Annotated in this window: 18 protein-coding genes; 8 read left to right on the top strand and 10 right to left on the bottom strand. The window is 55.2% G+C overall.

Going from position 1 to position 16248, the window contains the following annotated elements:
* Nucleotides 1-7: 7 nt before the first annotated feature.
* From MHZ97_RS04690 to MHZ97_RS04700, 3 genes are read left to right on the top strand one after another with little or no spacing between them, the layout of a single operon-like run.
* Nucleotides 8-736 (top strand): gluconate 2-dehydrogenase subunit 3 family protein, encoded by a 729-nt coding sequence (locus MHZ97_RS04690; protein WP_103793824.1) that lies wholly within the window; start codon nt 8-10, stop codon nt 734-736.
* Nucleotides 737-770: 34 nt separating this feature from the next.
* On the top strand, nt 771-2540 hold the full coding sequence (locus tag MHZ97_RS04695; protein WP_103793825.1) for a GMC family oxidoreductase: 1770 nt from the start codon (nt 771-773) through the stop codon (nt 2538-2540).
* A 4-nt stretch (nt 2541-2544) separates the two neighbouring features.
* Nucleotides 2545-3801, top strand: coding sequence for a cytochrome c (locus MHZ97_RS04700; protein WP_103793826.1), 1257 nt, complete (start codon nt 2545-2547; stop codon nt 3799-3801).
* A gap of 194 nt (nt 3802-3995) precedes the next feature.
* On the opposite strand, the gene MHZ97_RS04705 is transcribed toward MHZ97_RS04700, so the two are convergent.
* The 3 genes from MHZ97_RS04705 to MHZ97_RS04715 form a co-directional block, all read right to left on the bottom strand.
* Complete coding sequence (locus MHZ97_RS04705) at nt 3996-4673, bottom strand: MarC family NAAT transporter (protein WP_103793827.1); 678 nt, start codon at nt 4671-4673, stop codon at nt 3996-3998.
* A 34-nt stretch (nt 4674-4707) separates the two neighbouring features.
* Entirely contained in the window at nt 4708-5343 is a 636-nt protein-coding gene (locus tag MHZ97_RS04710) for a hypothetical protein (RefSeq protein ID WP_103793828.1), read from the bottom strand.
* Nucleotides 5344-5512: 169 nt separating this feature from the next.
* Complete coding sequence (locus MHZ97_RS04715; RefSeq protein WP_103794034.1) at nt 5513-6034, bottom strand: DUF2501 domain-containing protein; 522 nt, start codon at nt 6032-6034, stop codon at nt 5513-5515.
* Between the two features lie 494 nt (nt 6035-6528).
* Between MHZ97_RS04715 and MHZ97_RS04720 the strand changes: the two genes are divergently transcribed.
* Nucleotides 6529-7518: a lysozyme inhibitor LprI family protein gene (locus MHZ97_RS04720; protein WP_239313355.1), complete on the top strand. Its 990-nt coding sequence runs from the start codon at nt 6529-6531 to the stop codon at nt 7516-7518.
* A gap of 30 nt (nt 7519-7548) precedes the next feature.
* Here the strand turns inward: MHZ97_RS04720 and MHZ97_RS04725 are convergent, their stop codons facing one another.
* Genes MHZ97_RS04725 through MHZ97_RS04755 form a run of 7 tightly spaced genes read right to left on the bottom strand, consistent with a single transcriptional unit; the run spans nt 7549 to nt 13841 of the window.
* Nucleotides 7549-9645 carry a flagellar biosynthesis protein FlhA gene (locus MHZ97_RS04725; RefSeq protein WP_239313353.1) on the bottom strand — a complete coding sequence of 699 codons (2097 nt, stop codon included), beginning with the start codon at nt 9643-9645 and terminating at the stop codon, nt 7549-7551.
* Nucleotides 9632-10765 carry a flagellar biosynthesis protein FlhB gene (gene flhB, locus MHZ97_RS04730; RefSeq protein ID WP_239313351.1) on the bottom strand — a complete coding sequence of 378 codons (1134 nt, stop codon included), beginning with the start codon at nt 10763-10765 and terminating at the stop codon, nt 9632-9634. The genes MHZ97_RS04725 and flhB overlap by 14 nt, the downstream gene beginning before the upstream one ends.
* The gene (fliR, locus tag MHZ97_RS04735) at nt 10765-11538 is read right to left on the bottom strand and encodes a flagellar biosynthetic protein FliR (protein ID WP_239313349.1); all 774 of its coding nucleotides are present in this window, start codon (nt 11536-11538) and stop codon (nt 10765-10767) included. The genes flhB and fliR overlap by 1 nt, the downstream gene beginning before the upstream one ends.
* 6 nt (nt 11539-11544) lie before the next feature.
* Nucleotides 11545-11817 carry a flagellar biosynthesis protein FliQ gene (gene fliQ / locus MHZ97_RS04740; protein ID WP_239313347.1) on the bottom strand — a complete coding sequence of 91 codons (273 nt, stop codon included), beginning with the start codon at nt 11815-11817 and terminating at the stop codon, nt 11545-11547.
* Nucleotides 11818-11819: 2 nt separating this feature from the next.
* A complete protein-coding gene (gene fliP, locus MHZ97_RS04745; protein ID WP_239313346.1) occupies nt 11820-12569 on the bottom strand; it encodes a flagellar type III secretion system pore protein FliP in 750 nt (249 codons plus the stop codon).
* Nucleotides 12566-12964 carry a flagellar motor switch protein FliN gene (gene fliN, locus MHZ97_RS04750; RefSeq protein ID WP_239313333.1) on the bottom strand — a complete coding sequence of 133 codons (399 nt, stop codon included), beginning with the start codon at nt 12962-12964 and terminating at the stop codon, nt 12566-12568. Before fliN ends, fliP begins: the two co-directional genes overlap by 4 nt.
* Nucleotides 12957-13841, bottom strand: a complete 885-nt coding sequence (locus MHZ97_RS04755; RefSeq protein ID WP_239313330.1) for a FliM/FliN family flagellar motor switch protein — start codon at nt 13839-13841, stop codon at nt 12957-12959. Before MHZ97_RS04755 ends, fliN begins: the two co-directional genes overlap by 8 nt.
* Nucleotides 13842-14387: 546 nt before the next feature.
* Here MHZ97_RS04755 and MHZ97_RS04760 point away from each other — a divergent pair.
* From MHZ97_RS04760 to MHZ97_RS04775, 4 genes are all read left to right on the top strand, one after another.
* A complete protein-coding gene (locus MHZ97_RS04760) occupies nt 14388-15407 on the top strand; it encodes a sigma-54 interaction domain-containing protein (protein WP_374044223.1) in 1020 nt (339 codons plus the stop codon).
* 18 nt (nt 15408-15425) lie between these two features.
* Nucleotides 15426-15794 (top strand): flagellar hook-basal body complex protein FliE, encoded by a 369-nt coding sequence (gene fliE / locus MHZ97_RS04765; protein ID WP_239313310.1) that lies wholly within the window; start codon nt 15426-15428, stop codon nt 15792-15794.
* Between the two features lie 10 nt (nt 15795-15804).
* Nucleotides 15805-16158: a hypothetical protein gene (locus MHZ97_RS04770; protein WP_239313307.1), complete on the top strand. Its 354-nt coding sequence runs from the start codon at nt 15805-15807 to the stop codon at nt 16156-16158.
* Nucleotide 16159: 1 nt separating this feature from the next.
* Nucleotides 16160-16248: hypothetical protein (locus tag MHZ97_RS04775; protein WP_239313698.1), on the top strand; the 89-nt coding region annotated here is incomplete at its 3' end.

Genomic DNA, 16248 nt, shown 5'->3' on the forward strand with positions numbered 1-16248 from the left:
TGCCGCTATGCTTCTTGAAAAACCCACCACCAGACGAAAGTTTTTGCTCGGGTCTCTACTGGCGCTGCCGCTAAGTGACCTGGTTTTAAAAGGACTGACCGCAGCGCAGGCGGCAGAAATGGCCGCGCCGGAGCTGGCCGACTATAAACCGGGCTTTTTTAGCGCGGACGAGTGGCAGTTTATTCTGGCGGCGACCGATCGCCTGATCCCGGCTGGCGGCAAAGGCAAAGCGCCAGGCGCGCTGGAAACCAACGTGCCGATCTTTATCGACCAGCAGCTGCAGAGCAGCGAGTTTGGCGACGAGATCTACCTGCAGGGCCCGTTCAACGTCCACGCCGATCCCACCTTCGGCTACCAGATTCCGTTCACGCCGCAGCAGATGTACCACACCGCCATCAAGCTGGTTACGCAGTGGGTGCAGACGACCTACAGCAAGCCGTTCCAGCAGCTCACGCTGGAAGAGAAAGATGAGGTGTTGACCAAACTCAACAAGAACGGCATCGACTTCGCCGCGCTCGGTGAAGGCAATCTGAAAGCGTCGCAGTTCTTCAGCCAGCTGCTCTCTGATACCAAGCACGGCTATCTCGCGGATCCGATGTACGGCGGCAACAAAGGCATGAAAGCCTGGATCGCCATCGGCTTCCCCGGCGCGCGCGCCAGCTTCACCGAATGGGTGAAGCAGCACAACGTGCCTTATCCGCTGGGGCCGGTCAGCCTTATGGGTGAACGCGCTTAACGGCGCTGAATCAGGTATTTGAGACAGGATTATCATGGCACAGATTACTAAAAAAGAAGTCGACGTCGTCGTTTGCGGCCTCGGCTGGGCCGGCTCGCTGATGAGCATCGAACTGGCGCTGGCGGGCCTTGAAGTGCGCGCCTTAGAGCGCGGCGGCGAGCGCGACTACCCCGATTTCGCCTACCCGAAACCGGCTGACGAATACGCCTATAACGTGCGAAATAAAGTGTTCGCCACGCCGAAAGAGGTGGCGGTCACCGTGCGTTACGACACCACCCAGACCGCGCTGCCGACCCGCAAATGGGGCGCGTTTGCGCCGGGCACCGGCGTGGGCGGCGCAGGCATGCACTGGACGGCGGTACTGATCCGTCCGACGCCAACCGATATCAAGCTAAAAACCTACGTGGACGAGGCCTACAAGCCGGGCATCCTGCAGGAAGATATGCGCGTGATGGACTTCCCGTTTACCTGGGATGAGATCGAGCCTTACTACTACAAGTTCGAGCTGATCTGCGGCCAGTCGGGCACCACCGGCAACCTGCGCGGTCAGATTCTGGAAGGCGGCGACCCGTTTGAAGGCCCGCGCTCCGAGCCTTATCCGCTGCCGGCGCTGGAAGATACGCTGAACAACGTGATGTTTAAAGAAGCGGCGACGAAGCTGGGCTACCATCCGTTCCCCAACCCGTCGGCGTGCGTCTCTCGCGCGTGGAAAAACCCCTACGGCAACCAGATTGCCCCCTGCAACTACTGCGGCTACTGCTCGAAGTACCCCTGTCTGAACTACTCCAAAGCCTCGCCGCAGACCGCGGTAATGGATGCGCTGAAGCGTATGCCGAACTTCTCCTACGAAGTGCATGCGGAAGTGGTGAAGGTCGTGCTGCATGACGACAAGAAGACCGCCAAAGGGGTGATCTACTACGACGTCGACGGCAACGAAGTCTTCCAGCCGGCGAAGATCGTGGTGCTCTCCAGCTTCCAGCTCTACAACGTGCGTCTGATGCTGCTCTCTGGCATCGGCAAGCCGTACAACCCGATTACCGAAGAGGGTGTGGTAGGACGCAACTACGCCTTCCTGTCGAACGGCGGCGCGACCCTGTTCTTCAAGGATAAAAACTTCAACCCGTACGCCACCGCCGGCGCTACCGGCCAGATGTTCAACGACATCTCACCGGGCAACTTCGACGGTCCGGGCCTCGGCTTCCTCGGCGGTGCGAAGATCCACAGCTCGCAGGCCACCGGTACGCCGATCGGCACCTCGCTGCCGAAAGGCACGCCGAGCTGGGGCATGGGCTACAAAGAGGGGCTGGAAGAGTGGTACGGCCACTCCATGAAGATCAGCATCACCACGACCTGCCAGTCGTACCGCGACGTCTATCTGGACCTCGACCCGAACTACACCGACCACCGCGGCCAGCCGCTGCTGCGCATGACCTTTAACTGGAAACAGAACGAACTTAAGCTGCAGCAGTACCTGAAAGGCATCGTCGGCAATATCAGTAAAGAGCTGAATCCGGACAGCATGAGCATGAGCTTCCTGCCGATGGACGCCAACTTCGACCTGACCAAATATGTCTCCACCCATAACGTGGGTGGCGCGGTCATGGGCGATAACCCGAAAACCTCTGCGCTCAACAAGTATCTGCAGAGCTGGGACGTGCATAACGTGTTTGTACCGGGCGGCAACGCCTTCCCGCAGAACTTCCAGGCGAACCCCACCGACACCATCGGCGCGATTACCCTGATGGCGGCGCAGGCGATCAAGGAACAGTATCTGAAGAACCCCGGTCCACTGGTACAGGCATAAGCATATGAAACTGAAATCATTGTTACTCGCCAACGCCGTGCTGCTGGGATGCATGGCTGCTCATGCGCACGCGGAAGATGAAGCCCAGCTGATCAAGAAGGGTGAATACCTGTCGCGTCTCGGCGACTGTATGGCCTGCCACTCTGTCGCAGGCAAGCCGGACTATGCTGGCGGACTGGCGATTGAGTCGAACCTCGGCACCATTTATTCGACCAATATTACGCCGGACAAAGAGCACGGCATCGGCAACTACAGCGAGCAGCAGTTCTCCGACGCGGTGCGCAAAGGCGTACTGCCGGACGGCTCGCGCCTCTACCCGGCGATGCCGTATCCCGACTACGCCAAAATCAGCGATGAAGATATGCACGCGCTGTATCTCTACTTTATGAAGGGCGTGCAGCCGAGCGCCGATCGGCCGCCGGAGACTCGCCTGAGCTTTCCGTTCAGCCAGCGCTGGGGGATGCGTTTCTGGAACTGGGCCTTTACCAGTGACAAGCCGTTCCAGCCAATTGGCGGCGCCTCTGAAGAGATCAACCGCGGTGCCTATATCGTTGAGAGCCTTGGCCACTGCGGCAGCTGCCATACGCCGCGCGGTCTCGGCATGAACGAGAAGGCGCTCGACAGCGGCGATGCGAAGTTCCTGGCGGGCGGCAGCCTGAACAACTGGGACGTGCCGTCGCTGCGCGGTCTGCCGCGCTGGAGCGAACAGGAGATCGTCGATTACCTGCAGACCGGCCGCAACGATAAAGCGGCGGTGGGCGGCGAGATGAAGTCGGTGATTGAGCACAGCAGCTCGCACATGACCGACGCCGATCTTAAAGCGGTCGCGGCCTACCTGAAGTTCCTCGGCGGCAATCCGCCGCTGCAGGCCTACAACGTGCAGGCGCAGCAGCAGACCGAGGCGAAGCTGACGGCGGCGAAGAACCTGAGCGAAGGCGAGCGTCTCTATATCGACAACTGCGGCGCCTGTCACTTTGTTACCGGCAAGGGCGCGCCGGGGATCTTTCCGGAGCTGGATCAGGCGACGATCGTTAACGCTAAAGATCCGACCGGGCTGATCCATACGATCCTGGAAGGCGCGCAGCAGCCCTCTACCGAGAAAGCGCCGTCGACGCTGGCGATGCCGGGCTTCGGCCAGCGTCTGAGCGACGACGAAGTGGCGCAGCTCGCCACCTTTATCCGTCAGGGCTGGAGCAACAACGCGCCAGCGGTGAGCAAGGATCAGGTGGCGGATGTGCGGAAGTCGCTGAAGCACGACTAAAGGGCACCGCGTCTTCTTTCAGGCGGCTGAGAAGTCTGCAAGCGGGTGGGAAGGACCGAAGAGCAAAGCGTCCCGCGACAAGGATGTCGCGGGCCGAGCCGGCAGGGATGCCGCTTTTGCGTCTTTGCGATCGGGCCTTCTCACCCGCGTCAGCACCTTACCTGAAAATATTAAGGGCACCTCGGTGCCCTTTTTTAATGGAAGTTATGCGCCACTTCCAGCACGCCGTTAATCACAAACTGCACGCCCATACAGACCAGCAAAAAGCCCATCAGGCGCGAAATCGCCTCGATACCGCCTTTCCCTACCAGCTTCATAATGCTGCCTGAACTGCGCAGCGCGCCCCACAGGATCAGGGCCACCAGCAGAAAAGTAAGCGGCGGCGCGGCGGCAATCACCCACGCGGGAAAATCGACGCCGCTTTTCACCGTCGAGGCGGTGCTGATAATCATCGCAATGGTGCCGGGACCGGCGGTGCTCGGCATCGCCAGCGGCACAAAGGCGATATTGACCGTATCCTGACGCGCGTCGCTGTTATCCAGCTCATCCTGCTTGTGCTGCGCCTCTACCGAGTGGCCGACCGGCTGCGCGGGAAACAGCATGCGAAAGCCGATAAAGGCCACAATCAGCCCGCCCGCAATGCGCAGCCCGGGAATCGAGATGCCAAAGGTGTTAAGCACCGCATTACCCGCATACCAGGCCACTATCATAATGGCGAACACATAGATGGAAGCCTGACGCGCCTGGCGGTTGCGCTCGCTGAAGTTCATCTCGCCCGCCAGCCCCAGGAACAGCGCAACGGTAGTAAGTGGGTTGGCGAGCGGCAGCAGCACAATCAGCCCTAATCCAACGGCCTCAAATAATGCCTGCATAAACGTCCTCTTTAGATGGCGTGGTCAGGAAGGGCTAGTGTTTAGGCCGCTCCATCGCTTCCAGCAGCTCCGGGAAGAAATCTTCCAGCAGTTCGGGCGTCATCAGCTCTGGATAGCGCATCAGATGCTCGCGGATGCGCTCGTTCAGCTCCGGGATCAGGCTCTGTGCGGCCGCCAGGCCGGTGATCTTTTTCTGCTTCACCAGGCGCAGCACGTCATCCGGCAGGCTGTCTTCGTCATCTTCCTCTTCCACCTCTTCCAGCGCGTCGAGATCGTCGAACATATCGAGCAGCGCCTCAATCTGCGGCGTGCGCGACACATACTGCTCCGGCTTCTCCTCTTCCAGGTAGCGCAGCAGCGCACGTACCGGCGAGCCGTCCGGGGTGGCGGGCGGCGAGGAGGTGAACCACTCCAGCATCAGATGGGTGCTGACGCGATGAACGTGATAGCCGTTATCCACCAGTTCGTCGGCAAGGATATCGGCGGTGTCGTGCTCAAGCAGGCAAATATGGGTGCGATTTGGCGTGAACTGTTCCAGCCACTGGTAGATCTCTTCAATAACCGCATCGTCATACTGAAAGTTTTTGCTCAGGTAGCTGCCGTCTGGCTGATGTACCGTGGCAAAAATAAGGTCGGGATCGAAGTAAATCGCAATGTTGATGCCTTTCATGCGCGCTGTCCTTTGTGGCTTAAAACCTTCACTATAGCGCTGTTAGTCGGACGGGGAAATGTGGGCGGAACAGGTTATAAGAGACTGAAGTGAAATGGCCGCGCGCAACCGCGCGGGCGGCGATTAGCCGGGAAGAGAGAGGGCTCCTCCCGGCCTTACAGCGCTGAAATTACATGCCGATATATTTCTTGCCCTGTTTGAGAACCACGTCACAGGCTTTGGTTTTCAGCTTCTCGCCCATCGGTGAGTTGCTCAGGCTTTGCAGGTTCAGCTGCTGGCCGTTGCCGGTATTCAGCAGGCCGGCGATGCCCTGCTGGTAGTCGGTGTTTTGCGTCTGCGCCGTCTGGCTGCTCAGGCCGAGCTTATCCAGCACCTGCTCTTTCACCGACTTGACGTTGTTATCCACCACGTTGTGCTGTACGCAGTACTGCATCACGCCTGCGGCGTTGGTCATGCTGTTGGCGCTGACCGCTTTGTCACCGCCGTTCAGCAGGCCGGTCAGCGAGCCGAGCGACAGCCCGCCGTTCTGCGCGGTGCTGTTGGTCGCACTGGTGTTGCTGCTGTTCTGCTGGCTGAGCTGCGACGCCGCGCTGCTCAGCTGATCCTGCCAGCTTGCCGCCGACGCGCTACCGGCTAACAGCAGCGCGCTGAACCCCATGCCTAAAATCGTACGTTGTGTGGCTTTATTCATTTCAACCTCGTTTGTCTTCACGCTGCGCATCGTGAGTTGCGCCGCTAGCTTTGCTAAGAGGAATCTGAGGGGGGAAAGTTCCGGCGACCGGGTAAGGGAGGGCGGAATCGGAGGATTCTGTAAGGAAGGGCGGGCTATATCAGCGGCATGCCGGTGAACATCCGCGTGATGAATGGCGGCATTGTGATGGCTCCGTACCAGAGCGGCTGGCGGCGTGTCGGGAGAAGCCCTGCGCGAGCACAATTCTCACATCATAATATCAACGTCAAAGGAGCACAGGCATAATAATATTTTTATTTAACCTTTAGTCTATTGTGTGGCTTTATTTTTAACCTGAATGGGAATTGATTTTTACATTAAGTGAGATTATTCCAGAGAAATAGACATCGGCAGGCTGTTGATAGAGTGAATAAGTAAATAATCTATTTTGTTTTATTGCAACCTGAGCGCGATTTAGCCAGAATATCGGACGCTTTGATTAAAAAGTATTCGGAATGATAAAGTTTCTGACTGTTTTATGCATAATTTTCGCGTCATTAGTAGCAACCAGCGCGTTTGCCGTTAACTGCCAGCGTGCGGCGACCCCCCTTGAGAACACGATTTGTAACAGTGAAAATCTCAGCTGGCTTAATAACATTATGGCAACGTACTATCGCGATACGCTGGCGCGCCGCGAAGGATACCCTGTTCATCAGGAGTATCTGGCATGGCAGAAGTCACTCAAAACCTGTTCGTCAGAAAGCTGTATAGAGCGCGCCTACTATGCGGGCATCGGTAAGCTGGCTGAGGCCCCGGCGCAATTTATCTGGCAGGGACGCTGGTGGAATACCCTCGCGGCAAACATGAACGGCGGAGTGATTGAGTTCAGCCACAACGCCGACTGGACGGTAAATGTTGATATTCGCATCTGGTCCGGGCTGAATAAAGAGGCCTATACCGGCGAAGCGCGTAAGATAGACGGCATGCTGCTCATCAACAATATGGCGGGAAGTAAACGCTGCAAGGTGTTGCTGATTCCGGAAAGCAGCGGTGCGCTTCAGGTTTTTAGCAGCGGTAAAAAGGGGTGCAGCCTGTCCATGCCCAGCGGCGCCTTTATTGACGGTATTTATGAAAGATCAGAAAACGACCCGCGCCCGGAAGCCACGCTGCTTTCACTGCAAATCCTGCCTGATGCAAAAACAGACCAGCAATTTCGTGCGCTGGTGGGGAAGGATTATCAGAAATTTATTCAGACGGCTAATGCTTATATATACCACCAGGATATCGATAATATTGGTGCCACGGTAATTTTATCCTGGCTGCGCGGGGCGGCCAACACCCGCACCGCCATCATTATGTATAACGCCAGTGATATCTGGGCAGCCAGAATTGCCCCTGATGAAAAAGGTAAACTGACCTTCTCTTATTACAGCACGCAAAATAGCGATATCAGTAAAATGCCGCGCACCATAGCGCAATGGCGAATGCGCTATATGGAGCAATAAAGGCACCTCCTGGTTACCGGGCTTTGCGCGTTACGCCAGCGTGCCCACCACGTTTAAATCCGCATCGTCAGGCACTTCATTGTAGGAGAGCACATGCAGCCCTTTTGCAAACAGGCGGGCATAGCGGGAAATCAGCGGACGCAGCTGCGGCGTCACCAGCAGCAGCGGAGGCAGATTTTTAGCCTTCATCTGTTCGTAAATCACTGGCATCGTATTTTGCAGCTGCGTCAGGATATTGGGATCGACCGGGAAGTTATCCAGCGTGACTTTTCCTGCCTGCTGGGCCTGGTTCAGTGCGCTGAGCAGCAGGTTTTCCAGCTGATTATCGATGGTACAGGCAGCCAGCTGAGGGCGATCGCCGTTGATGTTATGCACCAGCGCGCGGCGTAGCGCGTAGCGTACATCGGCGGTAAGCAGCAGCGGATCTTTCGTGATGGCCGAGCTCTCCAGCAGCGTTGAGGCGATGGTCACAATATCTTTCAGTGAAACCTGCTCAAGCAGGAGCTGGCGATAAACGCGCAAAAGCTGGCTAAAGTTGAGCGCCGCGTTTAAGTCCTCTGCAAGCTTAGGTGCCTGCTGAGCCAGGCGAGCATGCAGATGGGTGATATCGTCATAGTTGAACAGCTCCGGTAAATATTCACGCGCGACCCTGTTAACGTGGGTGGCGACCACGCTTGAACAATCCACCACCTGATACCCCAGATTAAGCGCCTTCGCCTTCTGGTCGGGATCGATCCACACAATCGCCATACCGTAGGCCGGATCGGTGTCCAGCACGCCATCAATTTCACCGTAGAGTTCGGTTCCGGGAATAGCCATCAGCTTTTCAGCCTGCACTTCCGCCACCGCCGTGCGTATGCCGTTGACGTGGATCGCATACTGTGAGGGCTTTAGCCGGAAGTTTTCGCGTATGCGGATCTCCGGCAGTAATACCCCACAGAGTTCGGAAATAACCTGCCTTACCCCGCGAACGCGCAGCGAAAGCGGGCTGCCCCTGGACTCGTCCACCAGGGTAACAAGCTTGTAGCCGAGGCTCAGACCGATAGGTTCAACCAGTGGGATGCTGTCCCATGTGATGGCCGTGGAGGCGTCAGGCGCCAGCGCCTCATTGATCGCCTCAATATCCATCTCTTGTGTGGCGGGCTGCACCACTTTGCTTTGGCGCCAGGCGGCAAATAACAGCAGCGCGGTAAAGCTCAGGAAAGCAATGTGCGGCATGCCCGGCACAATCGCCAGAATAAACATCACAAACGCGGCGGTGTAGAGCACCTTCGGTTTTGAAAGAAGCTGCGTTTTGATCTCATCGCTGATGTCATTGCCTTCACTGACGCGCGTTACGATAATCGCGGCGGAGGTGGCGAGCAGCAGGGAAGGAATTTGTGCCACCAGACCGTCACCGATGGTGAGCAGGACATACTGGCGGAAAGCGACGCTGGCCTCTAAATCGTATTTAAAGATACCGATGCAGATCCCGCCAATCACGTTAATGATCAGGACCATGATCCCGGCAATGGCATCGCCGCGGACGAATTTGGATGCCCCGTCCATCGCGCCGTAGAAGTCCGCCTCCTTGGCGACCTCCTGACGGCGGCTGCGCGCCTGCTGCTGGTTGATTAACCCGGCGTTGAGATCGGCATCGATAGCCATCTGTTTGCCGGGGAGGGCGTCCAGCGTAAAGCGAGCCGAGACCTCCGAGATACGCTCTGCACCCTTGGTCACAACAACGAAGTTGATGATCATCAGGATGATAAACACCACAAAACCCACGACGAAGTCGCCACCGATAACCACCTGACCAAAGGCTTCGATGACTTTACCCGCCGCGCCTTCGCCTTCATGCCCTTTAAGGAGAACCACGCGCGTAGACGCCACGTTCAGCGTCAGGCGCATCAGGGTGGTAATCAGCAGCAGCGTCGGGAAAATGGCAAAGTCGAGCGGGCGCTGCATATTTACCGAGGCCAGCAGCACAATAACCGCTAACACGATGTTAAACGTAAACAGAATATCCAGCATCAGCGGCGACAGCGGCAGAATAACCATTGCCAGAACGCTGAGAAGCAGGACAGGCACAGCAATCTGCCCCTTACGGAGCATACCGAACACCTTTGATAACTTACTGTTCGCCATGGTGTTTTAATACCTCTTGAGGAATGGCTATCTGCCTGTTCAGGCGGGGTTTTTGCTCAATGCGGCCTTCACGCCAGGATTTAAGCTGCATGACATAGGTGAGAACGTGCGCAATGGCGCGAAAGAGTTGAGCCGGGATCTGCTGGTTAACGCGGGTGGTGTAGTAGACCGCTCTCGCCAGCGGCGGAAACTCCACCACCTCAATATGGTGGTTAGCGCCAACTTCACGGATCCAGAGTGCGACCTCGTCTCTCCCTTTTGCCACGATATAGGGCGCTTCCGCCTGCTGCGGGTCATACTTCAGTGCCACCGCATAATGGGTCGGGTTAGTGATGATCACATCGGCGGTCGGTACGGTGAGGGTAATTTGCCCCATCGCCATCTGCCGCTGTAGCTGACGTATGCGGCCTTTAATTTGAGGGTTACCGTCGTTGTTTTTATATTCTTCTTTCACCTCCTGTTTGGTCATCCGCATTTTTTTGGTGTAGATAAATTTGCTCAGCGGAACATCAAGCAGAGAAAAAAAGACGATAACAGCGATGAAATAGCTGACAACGTGATGGAAAATGGTAAATCCCCGGGTGATGGCCTCGTTCAGGTAGAGGCGCTGCAGATGCAGAAGTCCCTCCATGTGATCGCCCACCATCAGGTAGAGCACCGCCAGTATCGCCGAGCATTTCAGCAGCATTTTGCCGACCTCCGTATAGTGGCTGGCGGAAAACAGGCGCTTTGCTCCGCCGATCGGGCTGAGCTTTTTGAAATCTGGCTTTAATTTGGCTGGCGTAAACAGCCATCCTCCGGGAATTAAACTGGCGAGAATGCAGGCCAGCGGAATGGGGATAAGCGTTGCGATAAAGCGCAGCAGCACGCTCAGGTTGAGCAGCAGAAACTGATTAAGCACCGCAGGGTTATCGATATCCTTCGCCATCTGTCCGGCGGCGGCAAAGGACTCCCCGATAAGCTGGCGATAGTAGGGCAGGAACGTCGCCAGAATAATAAAGGAAGCGACAAGCCCCACCGCCATTGAGAGATCTTTTGACCGGGGAATATCCCCTTTTTCCCGCGCTTTTCGCAGCTTCCCGGGGGTGGGTTTTTCACTTTTATCGCCGCTGGAGGACACTACTGCACCCTTATGGCGTCAAGCTTCGCCAGAATGTCGTTAGTCATATTGAGATAGTGCTCAGGAATATGCGTGACCAGCATCGAGATGCACAGCAGCCCAAAAAGCATGCTGATAGGGAAACCGAGGGAGAACAGATTCAGGGTGGGTGAAATACGGTTCAGCAGGCCAAAGCCCCCCTGAACGATCAGCATGACAAAGGTGGTCGGGAGCGCAATCAGTACGGCGGAAGCCATAATCCATCCCAGGCTCTGGGCGACAAGCATCAGCGTCGGCTGATTAATCGCCTGCCCGATGGGCCAGTAGATAAAGCCTTTGTAGAGGATAGTGACCAGCAGCAGGTGGCCGTCGGTGATGAAAAACAGCAGGGCGCAAAAGACATAGATAATCTGTGAGATCACCGTTGTCGAGCTGCCGTTGACCGGATCGTTCATCATCGCCATTGCCAGCCCCATATTCATGGAAAGAATATGCCCGGCCGTCTGCAGCGCCACAAACACCAGGTGCAGCGCCGTCGCGAAGAGCACGCCCCACAGCAGCTGTTCGCCAATCAATAACACCGAGCGCAGCGAGAGCAGTTCCGTGAGCACGACCGGCTCTGGCAGCATGGGGGTGATGATAATAGCCAGCGCCAGCGCGGCACCGATTTTTACCCGGCGCGAGAAGACGCGGTTATCGAGAACCGGTGCGAACTGGATAAAGGCGAGAATACGGAAAAAAGGGAGCACCAGTGCCATCAGCGGCGTGAGCAGTGCCTGAATATCAATAGCCATTATCTTCTACCCAACCAGCGCGGCCGCCTGAGTAAATAACTGGACGGTAAAATCCACCAGCTGCGTCAGTATCCATTTTCCGGCGAAAACCAGCACGCCCAGCGTGACCACCAGCCGTGGCAGAAAGCTCAGGGTCTGTTCGTTGATCTGCGTCGTGGCCTGAAAAATACTCACGCACAGGCCAATCAGCAGGCTGGGAACAATCGCCACGGCAGAGATGATCAGCACCAGGTGAAGGCTGGCCGCCATAATGTCGCCGGCGGTGTCCATATTCATCATGGCTATAACCCCCGCACGCTGGCGGTGAGCGTACCGACAATCAGCGTCCAGCCGTCGCAGAGCACGAAGAGCATCAGCTTAAAGGGAAGCGAAACGATAAGAGGCGATAGCATCATCATGCCCATTGCCATCAGAATACTGGCGACAATAAGATCGATCACCAGGAAAGGGATATAGATCATAAAGCCAATCTGGAAGGCTGTTTTCAACTCGCTCAGCAGATAGGCTGGCGTCACGATGGTCAGATCCTGTTCGCGAGCATCCCCCTCTACCCCCGCAATGGTCATGATCTGCGCCATGGCCTTTTCACTGGTCTGGGCAAGCATATACTTTTTCAGCGGTGCTTCCGCCCTGGCCAGCGCCTGCTTCATGGTGATGCGATCGTTCTGAAAGGGTTCAACCGCATCGGTGTAAATCGTGGTCCACACCGGTCTCATCACCAGTAACGTTAAGGCCAGGGCGATACCGGTCAGGATCTTATTCGGCGGACTGGACTGCAGGCCCAGCGCCTGGCGCAGAATGGCCAGCACGATAATAAAGCGCGTAAAGCAGGTCATCATCAGAACCATAATCGGCAGCAGGCCGAGCAGGGTCATCAGGATCAGGATCTCAATTTTTATATTGTAATCCTGGCCATCGCCATTCGCGGTTGTGCTGAGCAGCGTGATATCACCAGCCGCCATCGCCTGCTGATTTAACAGCACACCGAAAAGCAGCAACGTTATGCCCCACAGGGTCAGCGCGCGGTTCATTGGGTCAGCTCACCCAGCTCTTTGGTGTTGAAATCAATGATGCGCAGGCCATATTTATCATTCAGCACCACCACTTCTGCCTTACCGAAGGGGATGCCGTTGACTTTGATGTCTAAAGGCTCGCCGGCCATTTTGTCCAGCTCAATCACCGAGTCGCTGGTGATATTCATTAGTTCCGATAGCGGTATATCCACCGAGGAGACCTCCAGCGTCAGGGTGACCGGGATACGGCTAAACAGCGCCATACGACGCATATCGGGCATCGAGGTGTGAGAAGGCTCAGGCTGTAAATCATTGCGGATAGTGCCTTCCGCCAGCGCATCCTGCGGCATGTCACTGAGGTTGAGATCGTCCAAATCCAGAGACTGGCTCAGCTCATGTTGTAAATCACTCATATTGTTTCTCGGGCGTCTTTTCATGGATATCGCAGAAGAAAAGCTTGCCGTAATCTTCGGCTATAGCGGCTTCGAAAATCTGCTCTTTACCGATAAACACTGGCATCGGCTCGTTGAGGGGGATGGGAATAATATCCCCGGGTTTAATGTCGGCGATTTGCGCCACGGTGAGGTTCAGGCTGGCTAACCGCCCGTTCAGCCTGACGGGCAAACTGTCAAACAGGCGCTTTAGCTGAGAGGGACTCAGGGAGTCTGCTTTTTGCTGGCGGTGTTCTTTTGATACAGGCGAGCGCAGATTGGCCAGCGTCTGGTCAACGTGGTGCCTGTCCAGCAGTATGCTAAAACTCCCCTGTTTATAGCCTTCCAGATTAAACGTAATACACCACGGCCACTGATTAATAACGGCGGAGTAATCCATTTTTATCTCGATATTTTCACCAAACGTCTCTTTACAAATAATCAGAGAGGTGAGCTCCAGCCCCAGCTTGCTTTGTAAACGCTCTTCCGTTTTCGTGACCGGCATCGACTCATCTGGCTCTATATGCACGCTCTCTTTATTAAGACCGTAGTAGTCGTGCAGGATATTCAGCAGCAGCAGGCGATCGATAACAAAACCGAGATTGCCATAGGATGTGGAGAAGATCTGTGCATGTTTAAAGTGACGGTCAACAGAAAATGTCATTGATTCCAGCGTGGCGTTTACCCGTAGCTTTTTCAGGAAATAAATGCCAAGGCGTGCATCGAGAATGTCAAAGTTGTCATTCATGGATTTAGGAAGTTTATGCCATGGACGACCAAGTTTGCTGATATCAAGTGTTTCCAGCTCAGGAAGCGTATCCTGCTGATGGATTCTGATGCGCTGGGTAGCAGGGTACATAATCATTCCGCTTTAATAACAATGCCTGATAAAACCGCCGTGCGTTTTTATGACGCGCTAGCAGATGCTTCGACCATACGTAAAAATTTTTTTCTGGAGTATCGATTTCAGGCGGATTTGTGTCGCCAGAGATAAACAGAAGCGGATACACCTCCACGATAAAGACCGGTGCCTTTTTCATTATGAGAATTAGACCGCCGAAGCCATTCTGTTTCAAGGGGGTAACGGTTATTAATCGATAATTAATTCGAATTTATTAAGACTGATTTTCGATTTTAAATTGTTGATTTTTATTGATTAATGGTTTAATACGCATTAAAAATAAGACAACTGACAGCGGAGCCGTATACTGGGCAAACTATTTTCAGGGAAGGTTTGCTTCCTGTAAAAAAGTACGCAGGGCGTGGTTTTTTTTATTGTTAATGGCTTATTGAGTTCTCCTTGTAGCGCAAGCGTGAAAAATAAGTTTGTTATCATTTTTAATAAACCGCTAACGTGCTGTTGATTAACTTACTCTGTTGTTGGGGCTCAGGTATGAACATTATCATTGGGCGTGAAAACCGTCATGAAGACAGCGTTGTCGCTGTTTCTCCTGCCAGCCTTGGCGTAATTTCACTGGCGCGTCGCGTTGCAAAATATAATGTTTCGGTATTAATTACTGGCGAAACGGGTACGGGTAAAGAGTGCGTCGCCAAATATATCCATAAGCACGCCTGCGGTCATGCTGCCCCCTACGTAGGGGTTAACTGCGCAGCCATTCCGGAAAGCATGCTGGAAGCCATTTTATTTGGTTATGAAAAGGGTGCATTTACCGGGGCAGTGGCCAGCGTGGCGGGTAAATTCGAGCAGGCTAATGGCGGCACGCTGCTGCTGGATGAAATTGGCGATATGCCGCTCGCCCTGCAGGCAAAATTACTGCGCGTCTTGCAGGAGCAGGAGGTTGAACGCCTGGGAAGCCATAAACGTATCCCGCTGGATATTCGCCTGATTGCTTCCACAAATAAGGATCTGCAGCAGGAAATTGCCGAAGGCCGTTTCCGCCAGGATCTATTCTACCGTATTTCCGTTGTGCCTATTCATATCCAACCGCTGCGCGAGCGCAGGCAGGATATTTTGCCGCTGGTGCAGCGTTTTATTGATAAATATCGCACTTTCCACCAGGGGAATATCCGCCTGAGCGAAGAGGCCCGTAAGGCACTGCTGGGTTATGACTGGCCGGGTAACGTGCGCGAACTGGAGAACGTGATTCAGCGGGGCATCATCCTGAGTAACGGTGAAGAGATAACCGCAGAGGATTTCGGTCTCAGGCCTCGACTGCCGCTGCCTGAAACGCCCGCGGTCGATCTTATGCCTGCCTATCGCGAGCAGGCGAGCGGCAGCTCCGGCATCAGGGACGTCAAGCTCCACGGTCGTCTGGCTGAGTATCAATACATCATCGATCTGCTTAAACGCCATAAAGGCAATAAATCAAAAACCGCTGAGTTTTTAGGTATTACGCCGAGAGCGCTGCGCTATCGCCTTGCCTCGATGCGCGATGAAGGCATTGATATTGAACGCTATTCCTGAAGTTTATAAGGAAAAATCATGGACAAGACAGGCGCTGCAGGTATGCAACCCACTCAGCAGATGCTGCTGAACCAGATGCGGCAAACGGCGCGACTGGCCTCTGCCGGTGCGGCCGGTGCGTTCCCGGTCATTGCGCCGGCTAATAACGCCTTTGCCGGTGAGCATAACGTCTCTTTTTCTCGCGTGCTGGATCACGCCATCAACCAGGTGGATGCATTACAGCACAGCGCGGGCGCAAAGCAGACCGCCATTGATATGGGCCAGAGCGACGACCTGGCGGGGGCGATGATTGAGAGCCAAAAAGCCAGCGTGGCCTTTTCGGCGATGATGCAGGTGCGCAACAAGCTGAACAGCGCCCTCGACGAAGTAATGAATACTCCGCTGTAAGGTCGGTGCCGTGCTAAACAAAATCAAAGATCGTCTTTCCGCGCGCGCCCTGCCAGCCGGCCTGATGAATACCAGAGTGTGGATGATTGCCGGGGGCGCGGCGTTAGCGATCGCTATTGTTGCGTCGCTGTGGAACCGCAATCAGGGCTATGTCGCGCTCTATGGTGCGCAGGAACAGATCCCTGTCTCGCAGGTGGTTGAGGTCCTCGGTGGAGAAAATATTCCCTACCGTATCGACCCCAACAGCGGGCAGATCTTGATCACCGAAAGCAAGCTTCCTCAGGCGCGTATGGCGCTGGCCGCTAAAGGGATCAGTGCGGTCATGCCGGACGGGGCTTTGTTGAATAAATCGAACTTTTGCTGAGTTGAAGGATCAGATCACGCATCCTCCCGACAACACAGACCGTTCCGTGGCAAAGCAAAAATTCAAAATCACCAACTGGCCCACCTACAA

This window comes from Pantoea sp. ACRSC, assembly GCF_022346785.1.
GTDB lineage: Bacteria > Pseudomonadota > Gammaproteobacteria > Enterobacterales > Enterobacteriaceae > Pantoea > Pantoea alvi.